At 73.1% G+C, this 18210-nt stretch carries 20 protein-coding genes and 2 pseudogenes; 8 read left to right on the forward strand and 14 right to left on the reverse strand.

The window, feature by feature from the left end; translation table 11 throughout:
- Nucleotides 1-19: 19 nt before the first annotated feature.
- Nucleotides 20-700 carry a YqeB family protein gene (locus tag KUA19_RS11985; protein ID WP_254549200.1) on the reverse strand — a complete coding sequence of 227 codons (681 nt, stop codon included), beginning with the start codon at nucleotides 698-700 and terminating at the stop codon, nucleotides 20-22.
- Between the two features lie 76 nt (nucleotides 701-776).
- Here KUA19_RS11985 and KUA19_RS11990 point away from each other — a divergent pair, with 76 nt between their 5' ends.
- The gene (locus KUA19_RS11990) at nucleotides 777-1712 is read left to right on the forward strand and encodes a LysR family transcriptional regulator (RefSeq protein ID WP_217396263.1); all 936 of its coding nucleotides are present in this window, start codon (nucleotides 777-779) and stop codon (nucleotides 1710-1712) included.
- On the opposite strand, the gene KUA19_RS11995 is transcribed toward KUA19_RS11990, so the two are convergent.
- The 4 genes from KUA19_RS11995 to KUA19_RS12010 all read right to left on the reverse strand — a co-directional run bounded on the left by KUA19_RS11995 (nucleotide 1709) and on the right by KUA19_RS12010 (nucleotide 4326).
- Nucleotides 1709-2224: an NUDIX hydrolase gene (locus KUA19_RS11995; RefSeq protein WP_217396264.1), complete on the reverse strand. Its 516-nt coding sequence runs from the start codon at nucleotides 2222-2224 to the stop codon at nucleotides 1709-1711. The two genes, KUA19_RS11990 and KUA19_RS11995, sit on opposite strands and share 4 nt — an antisense overlap.
- Nucleotides 2225-2442: 218 nt before the next feature.
- A complete protein-coding gene (locus tag KUA19_RS12000; protein WP_308167427.1) occupies nucleotides 2443-3096 on the reverse strand; it encodes a nucleotidyl transferase AbiEii/AbiGii toxin family protein in 654 nt (217 codons plus the stop codon).
- The gene (locus KUA19_RS12005; RefSeq protein ID WP_217396265.1) at nucleotides 3093-3446 is read right to left on the reverse strand and encodes a hypothetical protein; all 354 of its coding nucleotides are present in this window, start codon (nucleotides 3444-3446) and stop codon (nucleotides 3093-3095) included. Before KUA19_RS12005 ends, KUA19_RS12000 begins: the two co-directional genes overlap by 4 nt.
- A 355-nt stretch (nucleotides 3447-3801) precedes the next feature.
- Nucleotides 3802-4326 carry a DinB family protein gene (locus KUA19_RS12010; protein WP_217396266.1) on the reverse strand — a complete coding sequence of 175 codons (525 nt, stop codon included), beginning with the start codon at nucleotides 4324-4326 and terminating at the stop codon, nucleotides 3802-3804.
- Between the two features lie 60 nt (nucleotides 4327-4386).
- Between KUA19_RS12010 and KUA19_RS12015 the strand changes: the two genes are divergently transcribed.
- The 3 genes from KUA19_RS12015 to KUA19_RS12025 are packed head-to-tail and all read left to right on the forward strand — an operon-like array spanning nucleotide 4387 to nucleotide 5687.
- On the forward strand, nucleotides 4387-4854 hold the full coding sequence (locus tag KUA19_RS12015; RefSeq protein ID WP_217396267.1) for a GNAT family N-acetyltransferase: 468 nt from the start codon (nucleotides 4387-4389) through the stop codon (nucleotides 4852-4854).
- 43 nt (nucleotides 4855-4897) lie between these two features.
- Nucleotides 4898-5449 carry a histidine phosphatase family protein gene (locus tag KUA19_RS12020; protein ID WP_217396268.1) on the forward strand — a complete coding sequence of 184 codons (552 nt, stop codon included), beginning with the start codon at nucleotides 4898-4900 and terminating at the stop codon, nucleotides 5447-5449.
- 49 nt (nucleotides 5450-5498) lie between these two features.
- Nucleotides 5499-5687: a DUF1918 domain-containing protein gene (locus KUA19_RS12025; RefSeq protein ID WP_217396269.1), complete on the forward strand. Its 189-nt coding sequence runs from the start codon at nucleotides 5499-5501 to the stop codon at nucleotides 5685-5687.
- Nucleotides 5688-5738: 51 nt separating this feature from the next.
- Here the strand turns inward: KUA19_RS12025 and KUA19_RS12030 are convergent, their stop codons facing one another.
- The 3 genes from KUA19_RS12030 to KUA19_RS12040 are packed head-to-tail and all read right to left on the reverse strand — an operon-like array spanning nucleotide 5739 to nucleotide 7739.
- Nucleotides 5739-6497 (reverse strand): MerR family transcriptional regulator, encoded by a 759-nt coding sequence (locus KUA19_RS12030; protein ID WP_217396270.1) that lies wholly within the window; start codon nucleotides 6495-6497, stop codon nucleotides 5739-5741.
- A gap of 49 nt (nucleotides 6498-6546) precedes the next feature.
- Complete coding sequence (locus KUA19_RS12035) at nucleotides 6547-7425, reverse strand: hypothetical protein (protein WP_217396271.1); 879 nt, start codon at nucleotides 7423-7425, stop codon at nucleotides 6547-6549.
- Nucleotides 7425-7739, reverse strand: a complete 315-nt coding sequence (locus tag KUA19_RS12040) for a PadR family transcriptional regulator (RefSeq protein WP_308167428.1) — start codon at nucleotides 7737-7739, stop codon at nucleotides 7425-7427. Before KUA19_RS12040 ends, KUA19_RS12035 begins: the two co-directional genes overlap by 1 nt.
- A gap of 110 nt (nucleotides 7740-7849) precedes the next feature.
- Here KUA19_RS12040 and KUA19_RS42650 point away from each other — a divergent pair.
- From KUA19_RS42650 to KUA19_RS12050, 3 genes and pseudogenes are all read left to right on the forward strand, one after another.
- Nucleotides 7850-8266: pseudogene (locus KUA19_RS42650) on the forward strand (ASCH domain-containing protein); the annotation flags it as partial.
- Nucleotides 8267-8305: 39 nt separating this feature from the next.
- Nucleotides 8306-8950, forward strand: a pseudogene (locus tag KUA19_RS42655) (maleylpyruvate isomerase N-terminal domain-containing protein); the annotation flags it as partial.
- A gap of 37 nt (nucleotides 8951-8987) precedes the next feature.
- Complete coding sequence (locus KUA19_RS12050) at nucleotides 8988-10235, forward strand: flavin monoamine oxidase family protein (RefSeq protein WP_217396273.1); 1248 nt, start codon at nucleotides 8988-8990, stop codon at nucleotides 10233-10235.
- Nucleotides 10236-10426: 191 nt separating this feature from the next.
- Here KUA19_RS12050 and KUA19_RS12055 read toward each other — a convergent pair whose 3' ends face one another.
- The gene (locus KUA19_RS12055) at nucleotides 10427-11410 is read right to left on the reverse strand and encodes a hypothetical protein (RefSeq protein WP_217396274.1); all 984 of its coding nucleotides are present in this window, start codon (nucleotides 11408-11410) and stop codon (nucleotides 10427-10429) included.
- A gap of 14 nt (nucleotides 11411-11424) precedes the next feature.
- Nucleotides 11425-12912 carry a peptide MFS transporter gene (locus KUA19_RS12060; protein WP_217396275.1) on the reverse strand — a complete coding sequence of 496 codons (1488 nt, stop codon included), beginning with the start codon at nucleotides 12910-12912 and terminating at the stop codon, nucleotides 11425-11427.
- A 196-nt stretch (nucleotides 12913-13108) separates the two neighbouring features.
- On the opposite strand from KUA19_RS12060, the gene KUA19_RS12065 reads away from it, so the two are divergent.
- On the forward strand, nucleotides 13109-13447 hold the full coding sequence (locus KUA19_RS12065) for an RNA polymerase-binding protein RbpA (protein ID WP_217396276.1): 339 nt from the start codon (nucleotides 13109-13111) through the stop codon (nucleotides 13445-13447).
- 63 nt (nucleotides 13448-13510) lie between these two features.
- On the opposite strand, the gene KUA19_RS12070 is transcribed toward KUA19_RS12065, so the two are convergent.
- From KUA19_RS12070 to KUA19_RS12085, 4 genes are all read right to left on the reverse strand, one after another.
- Nucleotides 13511-14029, reverse strand: coding sequence for an FxsA family protein (locus KUA19_RS12070; protein WP_217396277.1), 519 nt, complete (start codon nucleotides 14027-14029; stop codon nucleotides 13511-13513).
- Between the two features lie 24 nt (nucleotides 14030-14053).
- Nucleotides 14054-14839, reverse strand: coding sequence for a polyprenol monophosphomannose synthase (locus tag KUA19_RS12075; protein WP_308167429.1), 786 nt, complete (start codon nucleotides 14837-14839; stop codon nucleotides 14054-14056).
- A gap of 25 nt (nucleotides 14840-14864) precedes the next feature.
- Nucleotides 14865-16472: an apolipoprotein N-acyltransferase gene (lnt, locus tag KUA19_RS12080; RefSeq protein WP_308167434.1), complete on the reverse strand. Its 1608-nt coding sequence runs from the start codon at nucleotides 16470-16472 to the stop codon at nucleotides 14865-14867.
- Nucleotides 16473-16877: 405 nt separating this feature from the next.
- On the reverse strand, nucleotides 16878-18209 hold the full coding sequence (locus KUA19_RS12085) for a glutamate mutase L (protein ID WP_217396280.1): 1332 nt from the start codon (nucleotides 18207-18209) through the stop codon (nucleotides 16878-16880).
- Nucleotide 18210 lies beyond the last annotated feature (1 nt).

The following is an 18210-nucleotide window of genomic DNA, read 5'->3' on the forward strand; positions in this document are numbered from 1 at the left end:
CCTCAGCAGGTGGGAAAACTCACTGTCCCTGCGAGCGCCAGTACTGCCGCTTGCCCTCGTCCCGCACCACCACGCCCAACCTGGCCAGTTCGGCCCGGAACTCGTCGCGGTCGCGGTCCTCACCCCGGTCGACGGCCCGCTGCCGGGCCCGCAGCAACGCACCGGCGGGACCGGTCAGGTCCGGGTCGCCGTCCACCCAGCGCCGGTAGTGCGCCGCGTGCGGATCGCCGGGCAGCCACCGGTAGCCGTGCCGTTCGAACGCCGCCCGAACCCGCTCGACGTCCAGGTCGCACTCCTGCCGGTCCAGTTCGGCACCATCGGCACCGAGCAGGACCAGGTGCTTGAGGTCGATGAACACGCCGCGTACCGCCGGTCGCCCGAACCGGGCCCGTTCGACCCCGCCCCGACGCAGCGCCACGGCATCGTCGTCGATGACCAGGACCAGCACCTCCAGGGTCGCCAGCAGCGCCACGCCCAGACCGAGCAGCGCGCCGACGCCGACCGCGGCGAGGGTGCCGTACGGCTCGCGGATCGAGGCGACCAGCCGGAACGGGCCCTGCAGCGGCGCCCAGGCCAGGCCCGCCACCCAACCGGCCACCGCCCGCAGCAGCCAGCCAACTCCGGCGCCGGCCAGCGGAAACCCCGCCCACACGAACGCCCACGCGATGCCGTCATAGGTGACCCGGGTCTGCTGCCGCACGGGCGCCATCCTAGACAGCGGCAGCCGGCGGCGGTTGCCGCGGCCATCGTCGGGGCTCCGACGATGGCCCTACGCTATGGGTGTGCAGTTGCAGCAGCTCAAGTACTTTGTCGCGGTCGCCGAGACGCGCCACTTCACCCAGGCCGCCGAGCAGGCCGGGGTGACCCAGCCGTCGCTGAGCAAGCAGATCCACGTGCTGGAGACCGAACTGGGCGCGCCGCTGTTCACCCGCTCGCGTGGCAACATCACGCTGACCCCGGCCGGGGAGGCGCTGCTGCCCCGGGCCAGGCGCATCCTCGCCGACGTCGAGACCGCCCGCCTGGAGGTGCAGGAACTCATCGGCGTACGCCGAGGGCGGCTGCGGCTGGGCGCCACCCCGAGTCTGTGCACCAGCCTGGTCGCGCCGGTGCTGCGCCGCTACCAGGAGGGCTACCCGGGGGTACGGCTGCTGCTGGAGGAGGGCGGCTCGCAGGACCTGGTCGGCAAACTCGCCCGCGGCGGCCTGGACCTGGCCCTGATCGTGCTGCCCGACCAGGGCACCGATCCGGCGCTGCGGGCCGAGCCGATCCTGCGCGAGAGCCTGGTCGTCGCGTCGGCCATCACCCTGCCCGCGCCGACCGAGTCGCCGGTGCTCACGCTGCCGGAGCTGGAGCACCAGCCGCTGGTGATGTTCCGTCCCGGCTACGACCTGCGCGACACGACCCTGGAGGCGTGCCGCCGGGCCGGGTTCGATCCGTCGTTCGCGATCGAGGGCGGCGAGATGGACGCCGTGCTCGGGTTCGTCGAGGCCGGGCTCGGGGTCGCGCTCGTACCGTCGATGGTGCTGTCGGGCCGGACCCGGCTGCGGTCCACTCCCCTGGCCCCACCGGGGGTGCAGCGCACCATCGCGCTGGCGCACCGTCGCGACGTCACCCCCACCCACGCCGCGCGGGCGATGCGGGAGGTGCTGCTGGCATACCTGCACGAGGAGTCGGCGTGGAGCCGCCTGCCGACCGGGGTGGAGCCGATCTAGGCGCGGGCGGCCAGTTTCCGCCACGCGGCCATGCCGTCGGGCACCCACTCCCACCGCGCCAGCCGCGCGTCGAGCTCGTCGCGGGTGAGGAACGCGTGCCAGGCGACCTCCTCGACCTGCGGATCGACCGGTCCGGGCACGGTCACCCGGTAGACCGCCGACCACCACGCGTGCTCGGATGTCTCGTACAGGAACTTGAACAGGTACTCCGGCCGCGGCAGGTCGACCACGCCCAACTCCTCGCCCGCCTCGCGGCGCGCGGCTTCGTCGTAGGACTCCCCCGCACCGACCACACCGCCGACGAACATGTCGTAGCAGGACGGGAAGACCAGCTTCTGCGCGGTGCGCCGGTGTACGAAGATCCGCCCGTCGGCGTCGGTGGCCAGGATGAACACGCACCGGTGGATGAGCCTGCGCGCGTACGCGTCGGCGCGGCGGGCCTGGCCCACCACCTGGTCGTGCTCGTCGACGATGTCGAGGATCTCGTCCGCCGACCGCGGCTGCTCGGTCATGGCGTCCATCCAAGCAGCCGCGGTCGGGCCGAGGCCGCTCAGCCCCGCAGGACCTGGCGCAGCACCGCCGCGAACGGTTCGGCCAGGCCGAACCCGCCGTGGTACCGCTGGACGGGCGGTGAGCGGCCTGGCCCGGGTCGCGGCGATCGCCGGTGGCTTCTCGTTCGCGCTGGCGGTAAGGCCACGGTCCGGGCCTGCGAGCGCGGTGCCCGGACCGGTCAGCGCGGCCAGTCGGCGAACGCGGCCCGCACGGCCGCGCACGCCTGCGGACTCAGGCCGTACAGGTGCTGCCAGACGGAGTCGTCGAGGCGGTCCAGGCGGCGCATCGCGGCGGCGAAGTCGTCGCCGGTCAGCGTCGGGTCGGCCCGCTGCGCCAGTTCGATGAGTTGTTGCCGGTCGTAGCGGCGCTGCGCCCCGGCCACGTCGACGTAGTCGCGGGGCTCGGCGCGGGCCGCGAGCGCGGCGACCTTGCCGCCGAGTACGTCGTCCAGGTGCAGCACCGGCCCGACGTCCATGACGACCGGGCCGCGTTCGCGGTCGAAGCGGGCCAGGGTCAGCCGCATCACCGCCGCGCCCCGGGTCACCTCGAATTCGACCAGCTCGTCGTCGAGCCCGTCGAACACCTCGCCCAGGTCGTCGCCGTAGGTGGTGACGTGCAGTCCGGCGTCGGCCAGCGCGGCGGCGACCAGGGCCCCGGCGGCACGGACCCCGCCGTCGACGTCGGTGAACAGGTCGACGTCCTCGGTGCCGCGGTGGACGATGCCGTACAGGTTGAGGGCGTGCCCGCCGCCGAGGGCGAACCCGTGGGCGCGTGCCACCGACAGGGCGATGCGGGCGACGTCGTGCTGCAGCGCCTGCGCGCCGCCGGTCACGACGCGGGAACCTGGGTGCGCAGTTGCGGGTGGCGTTCCTCCCAGGCGCGGCGGATGCCGCGGGGCAGGAACAGGTCGGGCCACAGCCGGACCAGGGTCGGCCCGTGCAGCCAGGTGCGCAGTTCCGCGCCGGTGCGGGCCTCGCGCAGCACGGTCTCGTACAACCAGGTCAGCAGGTGCGTGTCGGCGAGGTCGACGCCACGGTCGGGCTGCCAGAACAGCCGGTGCGGCAGCTCGACCACGCCGCCGGTCGGGCCGCGCAGCTCGTCGAGGTCGGACACGACGACAGCACGACGACCCGGCCGCGCCTGCTGCGGCGCGGCCGCGGCGCGTCGGTCGCGGCGGTCCACACTGCGAAGCGTAGCGGGTCTGCCGCGTACGGGACATGACGTACGCCCCCACGGGTACGGTCGCGCAGGTCACCGCATGAGTGCACCCGGGCCGCGAGGCGTGCGGCCCGGGTGCGTGACGCCGGTGGAGAGGTACCGGCGTCGGCTTCAGCGGGCCGGGGCGGCCTTGACCACGATCGCGCAGTAGGTCGAGTGCGGGCCCCGGTGGTAGCCGCTGTCGCGGCCGCCGCCCTGCTGGGTGCGGGGCTGCCGGTGGCGGTGCGAGCACCGGCAGTTCCCACGATCCCGCAGGCCGAACAGCCGCGCACCTGACGAAAGGCAGGTCCGGGAGGTTTCGGAAGTCGGTTCTTTCGGTTCAGGCGCCGGTGGTGCCGTCGATGCGTTCACGCAGCAGGTCGGCGTGGCCGTTGTGGCGGGCGTACTCCTCGATCATGTGGACGTACACCCAGCGCAGCGACATCCTGGCGCCGCTGCGTTCGTGGACGAACTCGGCGGTCAGGTCGAGGTCGGCGACGGCGTCGCGGCAGTGCTGCCACTCCTGCACCAGCCGGTCGAGGTCACCGGCGGCGTCAGCGGGGTCGATCAGGTCGAACGAGGCACCGCCTCGGCCGTCGGTGTGGGAGTACAGCGACTCGATCTGCTGCCCGGCGACGCGGCGGCGGAACCAGCCCCGCTCCACGTCGGTCATGTGCCGGACCAGGCCCAGCAGGGTCAGGTTCGACGGCGGTGTCGAAGCCTGGCACAGCTGCTCGCCGGTCAGCCCGGCGCACTTGTGCAGCAGCGTGGTGCGGTGCCAGTCGAGGTATCCGTCCAGGATGGTGCGCTCGGAGCCGATGAACGGTTCGTCGGTGCGGGTGATCTGCGGGGCGGTCCACGTCATGGCTGCCATCCTCGCCGACGGCGCGCCCGCGTGCTGTCCCCCGCGCGCGGGTAGGCTGCGGTGCTTGTGATCGAGACCGCGCGGCTGGTGCTGCACCCGTACACCCCGATCCTGGCGTCGATGATCGCCGACGGGCAGCCCCGCGACCCGCGCTGGGCGCCGGACTTCCCGTTCGCGGGCGACCAGGACACGGCCCGGATGTACCTGCGGGCCGGGGCGCCGGGCGGGCTGTGGGTGCCGTACGCGATCCAGGTCCGCGACAGCGGCCTGTTCGTCGGCGGGGTCGGCTACCACGGCGCCCCCGACGAGCACGGCACCGTCGAGATCGGCTACGGGCTGGCCGAGTCCGCCCGCGGCCACGGTTACGCGTCCGAGGCCGCGTCCGCGCTGGTCGAGGCCGCCGCCGCGGCGGGGGCGCGGCGGGTCGTGGCCGAACTGGAGTTCGACAATCCGCCCAGCGCCGCGGTGCTGGCCCGGCTCGGCTTCACCGCGACCTCGCCGCTGCGCTGGGTGCGCGAGCTGGCCTGACCCGGCTGCGAACCGGGCGCCGTGGCGTCGGCGTGCAGACGGTATGAGCGTGCGCCTGGTGTACGAGACCCACTCCACGACCACCGACAACGAGGCCGGTATCGCCACCGGCTGGCTGCCGGGACAGCTGTCCGAGCGGGGCCTGCGCGACGCCGCCGACCTGGCGCGACGCCGTCGCGACGACGGCGTCGACCTGGTCTACTGCTCCGACCTGCACCGGGCCGTGCAGACCGCGCAGCTCGCGTTCGGTGCCCGCGGTATCGGGATCCGCCTGGACGCCCGGCTGCGCGAATGTGACTACGGGCAGCTCAACGGGATGCCGGTGCACCGCCTGGACCGGGAGCGGCCGCAGCGGGTGGACACGCCGTTTCCCGGCGGGGAGTCCTACCGGCAGGTCGTGGACCGTACCGCCGAGCTGCTCGAGGAGCTCGCGGACCGGCACGACGGGCAGCGGCTGGTGCTGATCGCCCATTCGGCCAACCGGCACGCGCTGGCGGTGCTGTTGGAGGGCGCCGATCTGCACCGGCTGGTGTCGGCGCCGTTCGCGTGGCAGCCCGGCTGGGAGTACGAGCTGCCGACGGCCTGGCGGCGTTGACCTGCGTACCGGCCCGCCCGACCGGACAATGGACGAGGAGGTGAGCCCCATGAAGGCCAAGATCGGGGACACGATCATCGTCGAGGGTGCGCACGTGGGTGACCACCGCCGCATCGGTGTGATCATCGCGGTGCCGCACGAGGACGGCAGCCCGCCGTACACGGTGCGCTGGGAGGACGACCAGCACGAGGGCCTGCTCTACCCGGGCCCGGACACCCACATCAAGTCCGACAACTGACCGGTCTGCGGTCCCGCGGGGTGCGCGGGACCGCAGACCGGTCAGGGGCGCCTACGCGCGGTTGACCGCGTTGGCGTGGATGGCGTCGTGCAGGAACTGCGCCATCCCCGGCTTGATCGCCTCGTACGTGGCCGTGAACCGCTCGTCGGCCAGGTACATGTCGGCCAGACCGGTGTGGATCTCGTACGAGCACTCGTAGAACCAGCGGCTGATGATCTGCCGGTGCTCCTCGGCCAGTTCCATCGCGGCCGGGCTGTCGGCGGCCGCGCCGGAGTCCATCAGGCTGGTGAAGCGTCCGCCCCAGTCCTCGTTCTCGGCCTTGTGCCGCAGCCAGTCGTCCTTGCTGTACCGCGCGGTACGCCGGGCCGACTCCTGGTAGGCGTCGGTGCCGCCCCAGCGCTGCTGCGCCTCCTCGGCGTGCGCGTCGGGGTCGAACTCCCCGAACACCTCGAAGCGCTCCTCGGGGGTGAGCTGGATTCCCACTTTGTTTGCCTCCATCGCGAACTCGATCGCGGTGACCATCTCCTGCATCCGTTTGATGCGCCCGGTCAGCAGTTCGTGCTGGCGGCGCAGGTGCGCCGTCGCGTCGGACTGCGGATCGGCGAGGATGGTCGCGATCTCTTCCAGTGAGAACCCCAGCTCCCGGTAGTACATGATCTGCTGCAGCCGTTCCAGGTCGGCGTCGTCGTAGCGGCGGTAGCCGCTGTGCGAGCGCCCACTTGGCGACAGCAGGCCGATCTCGTCGTAGTGGTGCAGCGTACGCACGGTCACTGCGGCGAGTTCGGCGACCTTTCCCACGGTGTAGGCCACGGTTCTCTCCCTTCCGCGGTCAAGGCTGCGGCCTGCCGTTACGTGAGGGTCAAGCCGGTTGCGGCGCGGTGCGGGCCGATTCGCGCGTCCAGGCGGTCACGGTCAGGGCGAACACCGTGCACATCGTCAGCATCGCGGGCAGCACCTTGATCACGTCGGCGAGTTGCAGGTACGCGCCGTCGACCAGGCCACTGTCGAGGGCAGTCATGGCCGAGGGGTACCACAGCAGGGCGTGCTGCCGGGGTGCGCGGACCGGGTCGAGGCTGACCAGCACGTACGTCATGGTGGCCAGTTCGAGCACGACCAGGGCACCCACCGTGCGGGCGGCCCAGCGCGGGCCGCCGCGTTCGCGCAGGGCCAGGTCGAGGCGGGCCAGCGCGGCCGTGCCCGCCGCCCACAGCACGATCGCGGTCGCGCTGGCGCCGGTGTGCTCGCCGAGGATCTGCCCCGCGTCGGGCACCGCGGCGATCGCCACCAGGCCCACGGCCATCGCGGCGGGTACGGCCAACCACGGCCTGGCCACGCCGAGGCGGCCGGTCCAGGCGCCCAGCAGCCCCGCCAGCACGGCGGCGGGCAGGACCATCGCCGCGTACGCGCTCTGGACGGCCTGCTGGTCCACGCGGGTGAACCGTTCGGTCAGGAACAGCGCCGGGCCGGTCATGGCCATGAACGCGACCAGTACCGCGGTCAGCGCGGCCGGGGACGCCAGCAGCCAGGCGGTGCGCAGCGCGGTGGTGCGGACTCGGGCCATCGTGATCGTCTCCGCTCGGTGGCTGACCCGGTCGCCGAGGGCGCACCAGGTCACGTCGGCCAAATCCCGCCACGGGCGGGGCGAGTCGCGCAGCAGGTCGGCGATCTCGTCGCCGTAGCGGTCACGGATGCGGCGCGGGTACAGGGCCAGCACGAGCGTGCTCAGGCGGCGGCGCATCAGGCCACCGCCAGGCGGCGCAGGCCGGTGCCGGCCAGGTGCTGGATGCGGTTGAGTTCGGCGGTCAGCGCGGCGCGGCCGGTGTCGGTGAGCCGGTACGGCTTGCGCCGGTCCCGTTCGGGCAGCGCCTCGATGTAGCCGTGCTCCTCCAGGCGCCGGACCGCGCCGTAGAGGGTGCCGGGTCCGGGCCGGACGCCGGTGAGCGCGCCGATGTCGTCCTGCATCGCGTACCCGTGCTTGGGACCTTCGGCGAGGCTGATCAGCACATACATCGCCGGTTCGGAGAACCGCCCCAGGTCGGACAGTCCGGCCACGACACCACCTCGTCTCTACTACGTTCCGCGTAGCATCGCAGCGCGTAGTAGGCGCGGTCAAGGGCCGGTGATCCGGCCGCCATCACCGGCGCCGGTCTAGGCTCAGCGCCGTGACCTATGCCGACCTGCCCCCGGCCGAGTTCGCGTTCCCCGGACCGCTGCGCGACCAGCTCGTCGCCGCGATCCTCGCCGGGCACAAGACCTCCTCCACCGGCCTGCGCACCGAATACGAACACGAGGGCGAACCCCTGCCGCGCCCCGGCGAGCGCAGCGTGCTCATCGACTCGGCGGGCGAACCCCTGGCGATCCTGCAGCACACCGACGTACGGCTGATCCGGCTCGCCGACGTCGACCTCGTCCACGCGATCGCCGAAGGCGAGGGCTACGAGACCGTCGCACAGTGGCGCGCCGGCCACGAACGGTTCTGGCACGGCGAGCAGATGCGCGCCCACCTCGGCGATCCCGGGTTCACCGTCGACGACGACACCGTCTGCGTGGCCGACCGGTTCCGGCTGGTGTCACTGATCCCCGACGCGGCGACCGTCAACGCGGCACTGACCGCCGAGGCGGCGGCACTGGTGGCGGGGCTACGCGCCGTACCGGAAGCCGACCTGGACCGGCCCACCTGTTGCCCGCCCTGGTCGGTGCGCGACGAACTCGCCCACACCGCGATCGCGGTGTCCCGGACCCTGGACATGCTCGACGCCGACCCGCCGCGAGCCGTGCCGATCAGCACCCCGCGCTACTACGCCCCCGACGCCCGGTTCGCCCCCGAGGCCGACAACGCCCGCGTCGACCTGGCGCACGAGTTCGCCGCCGCCCGCACCGGCCCGCAGCTGATCGACTGGTGCGAGCAGCAGTGCGCCGCAGTGGCCGCCCGCGTCGCCGCGACGGCGCCGCGCCTGGTCACCACCCGCCACGGCGACCCGATGCGGCTGACCGACTTCCAGGTGACCCGGGTCGTGGAACTGGCCGTGCACGGCCTCGACCTGTCCGACGCGCTGGGCGTCGCCCCGTGGCTGACCCCGCGGGCCGCCGACGTCGTCGCCGGGCTGCTGTTCGGCCCGCAGGCCGACACCGTCGCGTCGCTGCTGGCCACCGACCGTCCGGGTCTGCTGCGCGCGGCGACGGGACGTACCACGCTGACCGCCGCCCAGCGCCAGGGGCTGGACGACCTGGGCACCACCTGGCTGACCACGGCTCCGAGCTGACCCGTCCACCCGGCACACTGGCGGAAGGAGGTGCGCCGTGGAAGGGCCGGTGGCGTGGGCGGTGTCGCGCTGGGGCACCGACCCGTACGCGCGCGGCGCCTGGACCGGCCTGCTGCTCGGCGGCACCACCGCCGACCGGGCGAAACTCGCCGCCCCGGTCGACGAACGCGTGGTGCTGGCCGGGGAGGGCGTGCACCCGACCAGCCCCGCGATGGTGCACGGCGCGTACGAGTCCGGCCGTACCGCCGCCGCGCACCTAATGAGCACCGCCCGCCCCGGCCAGAGCGTCGCCGTGGTCGGGGCAGGCATCGCCGGACTGGCCGCCGCCCGGCTGCTGTACGAACACGGCCAGCGGGTGCGGGTGGTGGAGGCCCGCGACCGGATCGGCGGCCGGATCCGCAGCGTCGACCTGGGCGGCGTCACCGCCGACCTGGGCGCGGCCTGGCTGCAGCAGTACCCGCGCAATCCCCTGGCACGCGTGGCCCGTGCCCTGCGCCTGAGCACGGTCGCGACCGACTTCGCCGCGCCGCTGCCGCTGTCGTCCGACGGCCCGGTCTCCGGCGTCGACGAAGCCCTGACCGCACTGCGCCAGCACGCCGCCGCCCGCACCGCCGACGCCGACACGACCGTGGCCGAGGTCCTTGCCGCGCACCGGGCACGGCTGGACCCGGCACGCGTACGGGTGCTCGACTACGCGGTGGCCGCCGCGATCACGTTGGAGTCCGGGCTGGACTTCACCACCGCCTCGGCGCGGGGCACGTTCGGCGAACCCGGCGTCGGCGAAGGCGACCGCTGGGTGCCCGCGGGCCTGTCCCGGCTGTGCGACGCGCTCGCCGACGGCCTCGACGTGGCGCTGAACCACCCGGTGACCGGCGTGACGTCCGACCCCGGCGGCGTGACCGTGCACGGAGCCTGGGGTCGGCTGCGAACCGACCGGGCCGTGCTCGCGGTGCCGCTGGCGGTGCTGCCGACGCTCGCGCTGGACCCGCCGCTGCCCGACGGGCACGCGTTCGCCCTGGCGCGGATCGGCACCGGGCAGGCGGAGAAGGTCCTGCTGCGCTACCGCGAGCGGTTCTGGCCCGCGTCGCCGGGCGGCTACCTGTGGTGGGGTGAGGATCGGCCGACGTGGAACGAGTGGGCCGACCTGACCGACGGCCTCGGTGTGCCGGTGCTGGCGCTGATCGCCGCCGGTGACGCGGCCCGCGTGCTGCACGGACACCGGCCGGACGCCGACGTCGTCGCCGACGCCCATGCGGCGGTCCTGCGCCTGAGCCGCGCCACCTGACCCGCCGCTCCCGGGCCGCCATGCGGGGTACACCGGCCAGGCCCCGCCCGGCGCGCCGGGTAGGGCCCGCCCGGTGCCGTCGCAGGCCCGATGTACCCGCAGTTTCGGGGATGGTGCACGAAGACATGCCGCTATTGCCGCATTTTCCCCGAAACTGCAGCAACGATCCGGCCCGCGGCGGCGCGGGATCGTCAGTTGGTGAGCGCCGAGGCGGGGCGTTGGGCGAAGAACTCGATCTCGTCGCGTAGTTCGCGGGCGACGGGCGCGTCGGCGTAGCGGCGGTCGCGCAGGGCGGTGTAGACCCGGTCGACGCTGACCATGACCTCGGTGACCCGCCGGGGCAGGTCGAGGGCGAGCACCGGGGCCAGGGCGTCGCGGGCGCCGTCGGGTTCGTCGGTGTGCACCCGCGCCAGCGCCAGCGCGCACCTGGCCGCGGCTTCGTCACGGTAGGAGCGCTGCTCGGCCGGGCCGGACCCGAACAGGGCCAGAGCCCGGGTGGCCTCGTGGGCGGCCTGCGGGGCGCATTCGGGCAGCAGCGCGTACGCCTGCGCGGCGTAGCAGTGCTGCCGGGCCGGGCTGAACGTCAGCTGCCCGCCGACGGCGTCGAGGTCATCGCTGGCGTGACGTTCGCGCAGGTCGTCGGCGCGGACCAGGGCCAGGCGGGTCGGTTCGACGGCGCCGAGCATCGCCTGGGCCCGCGCCTGCGCGCCGGCCAGCCAGCAGGTGACGGTGCCGGTGGTCTCGGCGGCCAGGGCGGCGCCGGACTCGGCGAACCGGACCGCCTCCTGCGGGCGCCCGGCCCAGAACGCGATCAGGCTCTGCATGCCCCGGGCCCAGGCGCGCAGGCACGGATGGTCGGCGTTGTCGGCGCAGGCGTGCATGGTGCGGGCCAAGGCCATCGCCTGGTGGGCGCGGCCCAGGTCGTGGCCGACGTGGGCCATCAGCCCGGTCGCGATCGCGACCAGGGCGTAGCGGTGCCGGTCCCGGTCGGGGTCGGGTCCGGACTCCAGCGCGGTGAAGCCGAGTTCCTGGGTCTCCAGCAGCTGCCCGGCCACGGCGGTGACCGGTTCGGCCGGGTAGCGGCGGGCCAGGTCGGTCAGGTCGCGGTGCAGCCGGGCCATGGCCTCGTCGCCGGTGTCGCGGCGCAGGTCCAGGGTGGCGGTGTCGTGGCTCATCGGGTCGGGTCTCCTCAGTGCACGCCGTGCATCAGCTGGCCGATCCTGCGCGAGCCGAACCAGAAGCAGATACCGACCGCGATCGCCAGCAGGCCCAGGCCGCCGTAGTAGACGCCGGCGGGCAGCTTCTCGGCCAGCGGGGTGACCCAGGTGTTGAGGGCGTTGCCCGCAGAGGAGGCCAGGAACCACAGGCCCATGACCTGGCTGGCGTAGCGCAGCGGCGCGAGTTTGGTGGTGACCGACAGGCCGACGGGGCTGAGCAGCAGCTCGGCGCAGGTCTGGATGAAGTAGACCAGCACGATCCACCACGGGGAGATCAGACCACGGCCCGCGGCGGCCCCGGCGGCACCCATGACCAGGAACGACAGGCCGATGCCCAGCAGCGCCCAGGAGAACTTGACCGGGGTGCCGGGCTGGCGCCGGTCCAGCCGGGTCCACATCCACGCGAACACCGGCGCGAGCAGCAGGATCAGCACCGGGTTGATGGACTGGAACCAGGCGGTGGGGATCTCGAAGCTGCCGACCTGCCGGTCGACGTCGTTCTCGGTGAACAGGCTCACCAGGCTGCCCGCCTGGTCATAGATCATCCAGAACAGCGCCGCCCCGATGAAGATCCACACGTAGGCGCTGACCCGGGAACGTTCCTGGGTGGTCAGCGACTTGTCGCGGAACATCATCAGGAAGTACGCCGCCGGCACGATCAGCGCCATCAGGGTCAACGCGGCGATGACGTGCTGGGCCTTGAACGTCCCGGCGGCGATGTCGGCGATGAGCAGCACCGCGATGATCGCCACCACGACCGCGGCGATCCTGAGCAGTTTGTTGCGTTCATGGGCCTGCAGCGGCTTGTGCGCCTTGAGGCCGACACCCTCCAGCCGCCGGTAGCCGAACAGGTACTGGATGACGGCCAGGGTCATGCCGACCGCGGCGATGCCGAACGCCAGGTGCCAGTCGTTCTTGGCGGCGAAGAAGCCGGTCAGCAGCGGGGCGAAGAACGCGCCCAGGTTGATGCCGAGATAGAACAGGGTGAAGCCCGCGTCGCGGCGGGACTCGTGCATCTCGGGGTGCTTGTCGTACAGCTCGCCGACCATGGCGGAGATGTTGGGTTTGAGCAGGCCGGTGCCCAGCACGATGAGCACCAGGCCGAGGTAGAACATCGCCTTGGAACCGGCCGCCAGGCTGTAGTGGCCCAGCGCGATGACGATGCCGCCGTACAGGACGCTGCGGCGGGTGCCCAGGAGCCGGTCGGCGATCCAGCCGCCCGGCAGCGCCATGAAGTAGACCATCGAGTTGTAGATCGAGTACAGCACCGCCGCCGACGCGGCGGTCATCCCGAAGCCGCCGGCCGTCGCCGAGGCGGCCAGGAACAGGGTCAGGATCGCCCGCATGCCGTAGAAGCTGAACCGCTCCCACATCTCGGTGAGGAACAGCACGACGAGCCCGCCGGGGTGGCCCATCCAGGTCTTGACCGGCTTGGCGGCCGGTGCCGTGGTGGTGGCCATCGCGTCTCCCCGGATGTGATGTTCCCCGCAAAACTTCTCCAATCGGACGATATCGCGGTCGGGGGTACGGGTGAGGCGGTCTCACGAATCCGATACCGCTACAGTTCTACGACACGCTGCGTCACCAAAGAGGGAATCTTGAAACGGTGCGGCGTGTTGCACCACCGGGTAGTCGTTCTCAACGTGAGGAGCTGGTATGGGCGAGCGCATGCTGCGGGGAAGCCGACTGGGAGCCGTCAGCTACGAGTCGGACCGCAACACCGAACTCGCGCCCCGGCAGACCCGCGAATTCCAGTGCGCCAACGGCCACCGCTTCGAGGTGCCGTTCGCCGTCGACGCCGAGGTCCCGTCGATGTGGGAGTGCAAGTTCGACGGCAGCGTCGCCCGCCTGGTCGACGGCACCGAGCCGGAGCAGAAGAAGGTCAAGCCGCCGCGTACGCACTGGGACATGCTGCTGGAGCGCCGCTCCATCGAGGAGCTCGAGGAGATCCTCAACGAGCGCCTGGCCGAGGTCCGCACCAAACGCGGCCGCTGACCCCGTCCCGAACAGCGAAAGGGCGCCCCGGACATCCGGGGCGCCCTTTCGGCATGATCCGCTTCAGTCGACGATCTCACCCTCGATGACCTCCGACGGCCCCGAACCGGCGTTCGACACCGGACCAGGGGTCTGCACGGGCGGGTGGTGCGGCGGGGTGGTCGTGCTCACCCGCACCCGACGCGGCCCGAACACGCTGTTGGCCGTACCCGCCGGGATCCGCTTCTCCGTCGCCACCCGGGCCCGCGCCCGCACCGCCCGCCGCACCGGCGGGATCAGCAACAGCAGCCCCAGCAGGCCGGTCAGCAGCCCCGGGATCACCAGCAGCAGCGCCGCGGCCAACCCGACCAGCGCGTCCAGGGCCTGCTCGCCACGCGGGTCGCCGCCCTGCCGGGCCGCCCGCAGCCGCCGCCACGCCGACATCCCCTCACGACGCATCAGCACGATGCCCAGTACCGACAGGGCCACCACCAGCAGCACCGCCCGCAACGGCCCGATCTGCGCGGACAGCCACAGGAAGATCAGGAACTCGACCGCCCCGACCAACAGGACAGCCGCCGGAACCCACCGCAGCCTGCGCAAATCCAGTTCACCTCCGCGCCGACCTCACGGCCAGCGGTCGCCGGGCTTGAACGCGCGACGCAGCGCGTCCCGCCGAGCCTGGGCACCCCACACGGTGACCCGCCACAGCGCCTCCTTCACGATAGACCCGCTCATCTTGCTCGCGCCGTGCTCGCGCTCGGCGAAGGTGATCGGGACCTCCACGATCCGGAAGCCGTGACGGAACGTCCGCCAGGTCAGCTCGACCTGGAAACTGTAGCCCTGCGACGCCACCGACTCGACCTCGATCTTGCGTAGCACGTCGGTGCGGTACGCCCGGTAGCCTCCGGTCGCGTCGCGCACCCCCATGCCCAGCACGGTACGGGTGTACAGGTTGCCGCCCCGCGACAGCAGCAGCCGGTGCAGCGGCCAGTTGACGACCTTGCCGCCCTTGGTCCACCGCGACCCGATCACCGCGTCGGCGCCACGCAGCGCGTCCAGCAGCAGCGGCAGCTGCTCGGGGGCGTGCGAGCCGTCGGCGTCCATCTCCACGGCCGCGTCGTAGCCGTGCTCGTCGGCCCACCCGAACCCGGCGATGTACGCCGCCCCGAGGCCCTGCTTGCCGGGCCGGTGCAGCACCTTGATCCGGGCGTCGGCCGCGGCCATCGCGTCGGCGATCACACCGGTGCCGTCAGGGCTGTTGTCGTCGGCGATCAGGATGTCGACCTGCGGGGTCGCCGCCCGGACCCGGCCGACGATCGAGACGATGTTCTCCTTCTCGTTGTACGTCGGGATGATCACCAGGACCCGGCCCACGCCCGGATAGCCGTCGTCGCCGTCTCGATCGCCCACGGGGGCCTCCCTCACGTCCGGCCGGTCACGCTCCGCGCTTCCGGCGCCGGCGCAGCACACCCGCCGCGACCAGCACCAGCGCCGCGGCCAGCGCCGCGGCGGCCTCAGGCCACGCACCGACCCTGGTCGCGAGCGTGGACCCGGTGCTCAGCCGCAGCTGCCGTACCACCACCGCTTCGGTATTGAAATCAGTTGCATCATGCACAGAACCGTCAGCAGTTACAAAACCGGACACACCGACGGTTGAGGCCATGAGACTGTCCCGGCCGTGTTCGACGGCCCGCAGCCGCACCATCGCCAGCTGCTGTGTCGCCTCGGCGATGTCGAACGTCGCGTTGTTGGTCTGCACCGCCAGCAGCTGCGCCCCCGACCGGACGGTGGCGTTGACGACGTCGTCGTAGGCGACCTCGAAACAGATCACGTCGCCGACCTTCGCCGGACCCAACGTCAGCACCCCGGGGGCGGTCCCGGCGACGAAGTCGGTGCGCAGCAGCTTCGCCTGGTTGGTGATCGCCTGCGCGATCGGTTCGACGATCGGGCGCAGCGGCAGGTACTCGGCGAACGGCACCGGATGCTGCTTGAGGTACATCTGCGACGGCGGCCCGTACGCCGACTGGCGCGGCAGCCACACCAGGCCCGCGTTGCGCGACTGCCCCGCCTCGGGCCCGGACAGCACGGCGCCGACCAGGATCGGGGCGTTGATCGCGGTGGCGGCCGCGTCGATCGCGGCGGCGGCGTCGATGTTGCGCAGCGGGTCGATGTCGGAGGCGTTCTCCGGCCAGATCACCAGGTCCGGCCGGGCGACCTCACCGGCGGCCACCCGTCGGGCCAGATCCGTGGTGGCGCGGGCGTGGTTGTTGAGCACCGCCTGCCGCTGCGCGTTGAACTCCAGCCCCAGCCGGGGCACGTTGCCCTGCACGATCGCGACCGTCACCGGGCTGCCGTTCGGCTCGGCGGTGGGCACGGCCAGCCCGACACCCACCACGACCAGCGCCGCACCCGTGTACGCCGCGACAGCCCCCCAGCGTCGCCCGGACGCGACGGCACCGGCCGCCGGGTCCGCGACTGCCTCGGTGAGCCGGACCGGGCGCAGGGCCAGCCACGCGGCGGCCAGCAGGCCACCGGCCAGCGCGACCGCGAACGTGACCAGCGGTGCGCCGCCGAGGCGGGCCAGCATCAGGGTCGGGGCGTCGGCCTGGCTGAACGCGAGCCTGCCCCACGGGAACCCGCCGAACGGCGCCCGGTCCCGCAGCGCCTCCTGCGCCACCCACAGCAGCGCCACCGCCAGCGGCCACAGGCCCGGCCGCCGGGTCGCCAGCGGACTCACCCACGCCAGGGCCAGGCCCAGCAGCAGCAGGTAGGTGGCCTGGAACACGGCCAGCAGCAGCCACGGCGCGTACCCGACGTGCAGGTTCGTCCACGCCAGCAGCGGCGCGAAGAACACCAGCCCGGTGACCAGGCCCAGCCCGGCACCGGCGCGCAGCCGCCGCCCATGCACCGCCACCGCCAGGCCCGCCACCCCGACGGGCGCGGCCCACCACAGGCCGTACGGCGGGAACGACACCAGCAGCGCGAGCCCCGACACCACCGCCAGCACCAGCGCGGTCCACAGCCGCGGACCGCCACCTGGCACAGGGGCGGGCGGGCCGGGCGGGGTCGTGGGGGCGAGGGTCTGCACCGTCACCACATCACCTATCTGTCGCAGCCGGGCGCGTCGCGCCACCCCGACCGAAGATCACACCCGGGGTGCTGCACAGGCTACACAAGAATCGGGGCGCGGCCGACGGCCGCGCCCCGCACTCCCCAACTCCTGCAAGCGGCCGCGGCCGGTGACCTTCGGGCCGATCCGCGCCTGGCCGGCTGCCGGGCGTCGGGTCGTTGTCTACTGGCCACCGCCTGCCGCCTGCCGCACCATCGAACCGAAAACATCGAGCCGATCGTTGCGGCGGAGGACCTTACGACGGTACGCGTGAGCCCACCGCCGGGTCAATTTCAGCATGCGTGTACGCAGCGTGACCATTACCCGTCCGGGGACTCGTCAGCGCAGCTCAGCGGCGAGTAGGGCCGCCGCGGCGGCCGGATGTTCGGCGGCCAGAAGTCCGGCCGCGGCCAGGATGTAGGACGCGTCGACGACCGTACGCGGCGCGCGCGGCAGCGGCCACCCGCCCGCGCTGTCACCCAGCCCCGCCGCCATGATCCGCTGGGCGACCAGCGGCGGGTTGTGCCGCAGCACCCCGCCGGACCCGATCGCCAGCGCCACGTCACGCAGGTCACGGCCACCGCGGCGCGGCCCGCCGACCACGACGGCCTCGCCGCGGGCGTGGCGGCGCAGCGCCACCGCCACCGCGAGCTCGGCCAGCCGCCAGTCCACGGCCTGCTCCAGGGCACTGTCGGCGACGAACCCGGGATGCTCGGCCCGCAGATCCGCGGCCTGCTGCAGCGCGTGGGTGTCGTCGTGGGGCAGCAGCTTCTCCCCCACCGCCGCGGCGACGACCCCGGGCGCAGACCAGCGCATCCCCAGGTCCCCCTCGACCGTACGGGCCGCCCACATCGTCCCGGCGACCTCGTCGCGGACCCCGGCCAGCTGCTCGGCGTCGGGGATCAGCACCGAATAGACGTCGGTGGTGGCCCCACCGACGTCGACGACCAGCAGATCCTGACCCAGGTCCGACGCCAGCAGCTCGACCCCCGACAGGACCGCGTCGGGGGTCGCCGCCCGCACCAGCGACGCGAACCGGGGCCCCCGCGACAGTTTCTTGCCGCCGATGACGTGCTGCAGGAACACCTGCCGGATCGCCGCCCGCGCCGGCCCCGGCTCCAGGGTCCCGATCGCGGGCAGCACGTTGGCCACCGCCACCGTCGGCACCCCCGCCCCGGTGAGCAGCGCGAACAGCTCCTCACGGCAGTCGGCGTTGCCCGCCAGCACCACCGGGACCCGCCACCGGGCCTTGGCCAGCCGGGTCGCGTTGGCGGTGATCGTGTCGACGTCACCGCCGTCGGTGCCGCCGACCAGCAGCACCACGTCAGGTCGGGCGGCCCGCAGCGCGGCCAGGCCGTCACGGTCCAGGACTCCGGCGGCGACGTGGACGACCCTCGCCCCGGCCGACAACCCGACCCGGTGCCCGGCCTGCGCGGTGACCAGCCGCTCGTACCCGATCACGGCCAGGCGCAGTCCACCGCCCGCCGACGAGCACACCAGCAGCCCGTCGGGGGTGTGCCCGGTCGCCGCGACGGCCGCGTCCAGGCCGTGCAGCACGTCGGTGCCGACGGTGGTGCGGTGCGACCCGGTCGCGACCAGCCGCCCGTCGCCGGTGTCGACCAGCGCCGCCTTCGTGAACGTCGACCCGACGTCGACGCAGCAGATCAGCACG

The sequence above is a fragment of the Catellatospora tritici genome (assembly GCF_019083965.1).
Classification (GTDB): domain Bacteria; phylum Actinomycetota; class Actinomycetes; order Mycobacteriales; family Micromonosporaceae; genus Catellatospora; species Catellatospora tritici.

Bases quoted from the DNA above. Each gene is read 5' to 3' on its own strand.
- KUA19_RS11990 (WP_217396263.1), top strand. From the start codon at position 777: ATGGGTGTGCAGTTGCAGCAGCTCAAGTACTTTGTCGCGGTCGCCGAG.
- KUA19_RS11995 (WP_217396264.1), bottom strand. From the start codon at position 2,224: ATGACCGAGCAGCCGCGGTCGGCGGACGAGATCCTCGACATCGTCGAC.
- KUA19_RS12010 (WP_217396266.1), bottom strand. From the start codon at position 4,326: ATGACGTGGACCGCCCCGCAGATCACCCGCACCGACGAACCGTTCATC.
- KUA19_RS12020 (WP_217396268.1), top strand. From the start codon at position 4,898: ATGAGCGTGCGCCTGGTGTACGAGACCCACTCCACGACCACCGACAAC.
- KUA19_RS12025 (WP_217396269.1), top strand. From the start codon at position 5,499: ATGAAGGCCAAGATCGGGGACACGATCATCGTCGAGGGTGCGCACGTG.
- KUA19_RS12035 (WP_217396271.1), bottom strand. From the start codon at position 7,425: ATGCGCCGCCGCCTGAGCACGCTCGTGCTGGCCCTGTACCCGCGCCGC.
- KUA19_RS12055 (WP_217396274.1), bottom strand. From the start codon at position 11,410: ATGAGCCACGACACCGCCACCCTGGACCTGCGCCGCGACACCGGCGAC.
- KUA19_RS12060 (WP_217396275.1), bottom strand. From the start codon at position 12,912: ATGGCCACCACCACGGCACCGGCCGCCAAGCCGGTCAAGACCTGGATG.
- KUA19_RS12065 (WP_217396276.1), top strand. From the start codon at position 13,109: ATGGGCGAGCGCATGCTGCGGGGAAGCCGACTGGGAGCCGTCAGCTAC.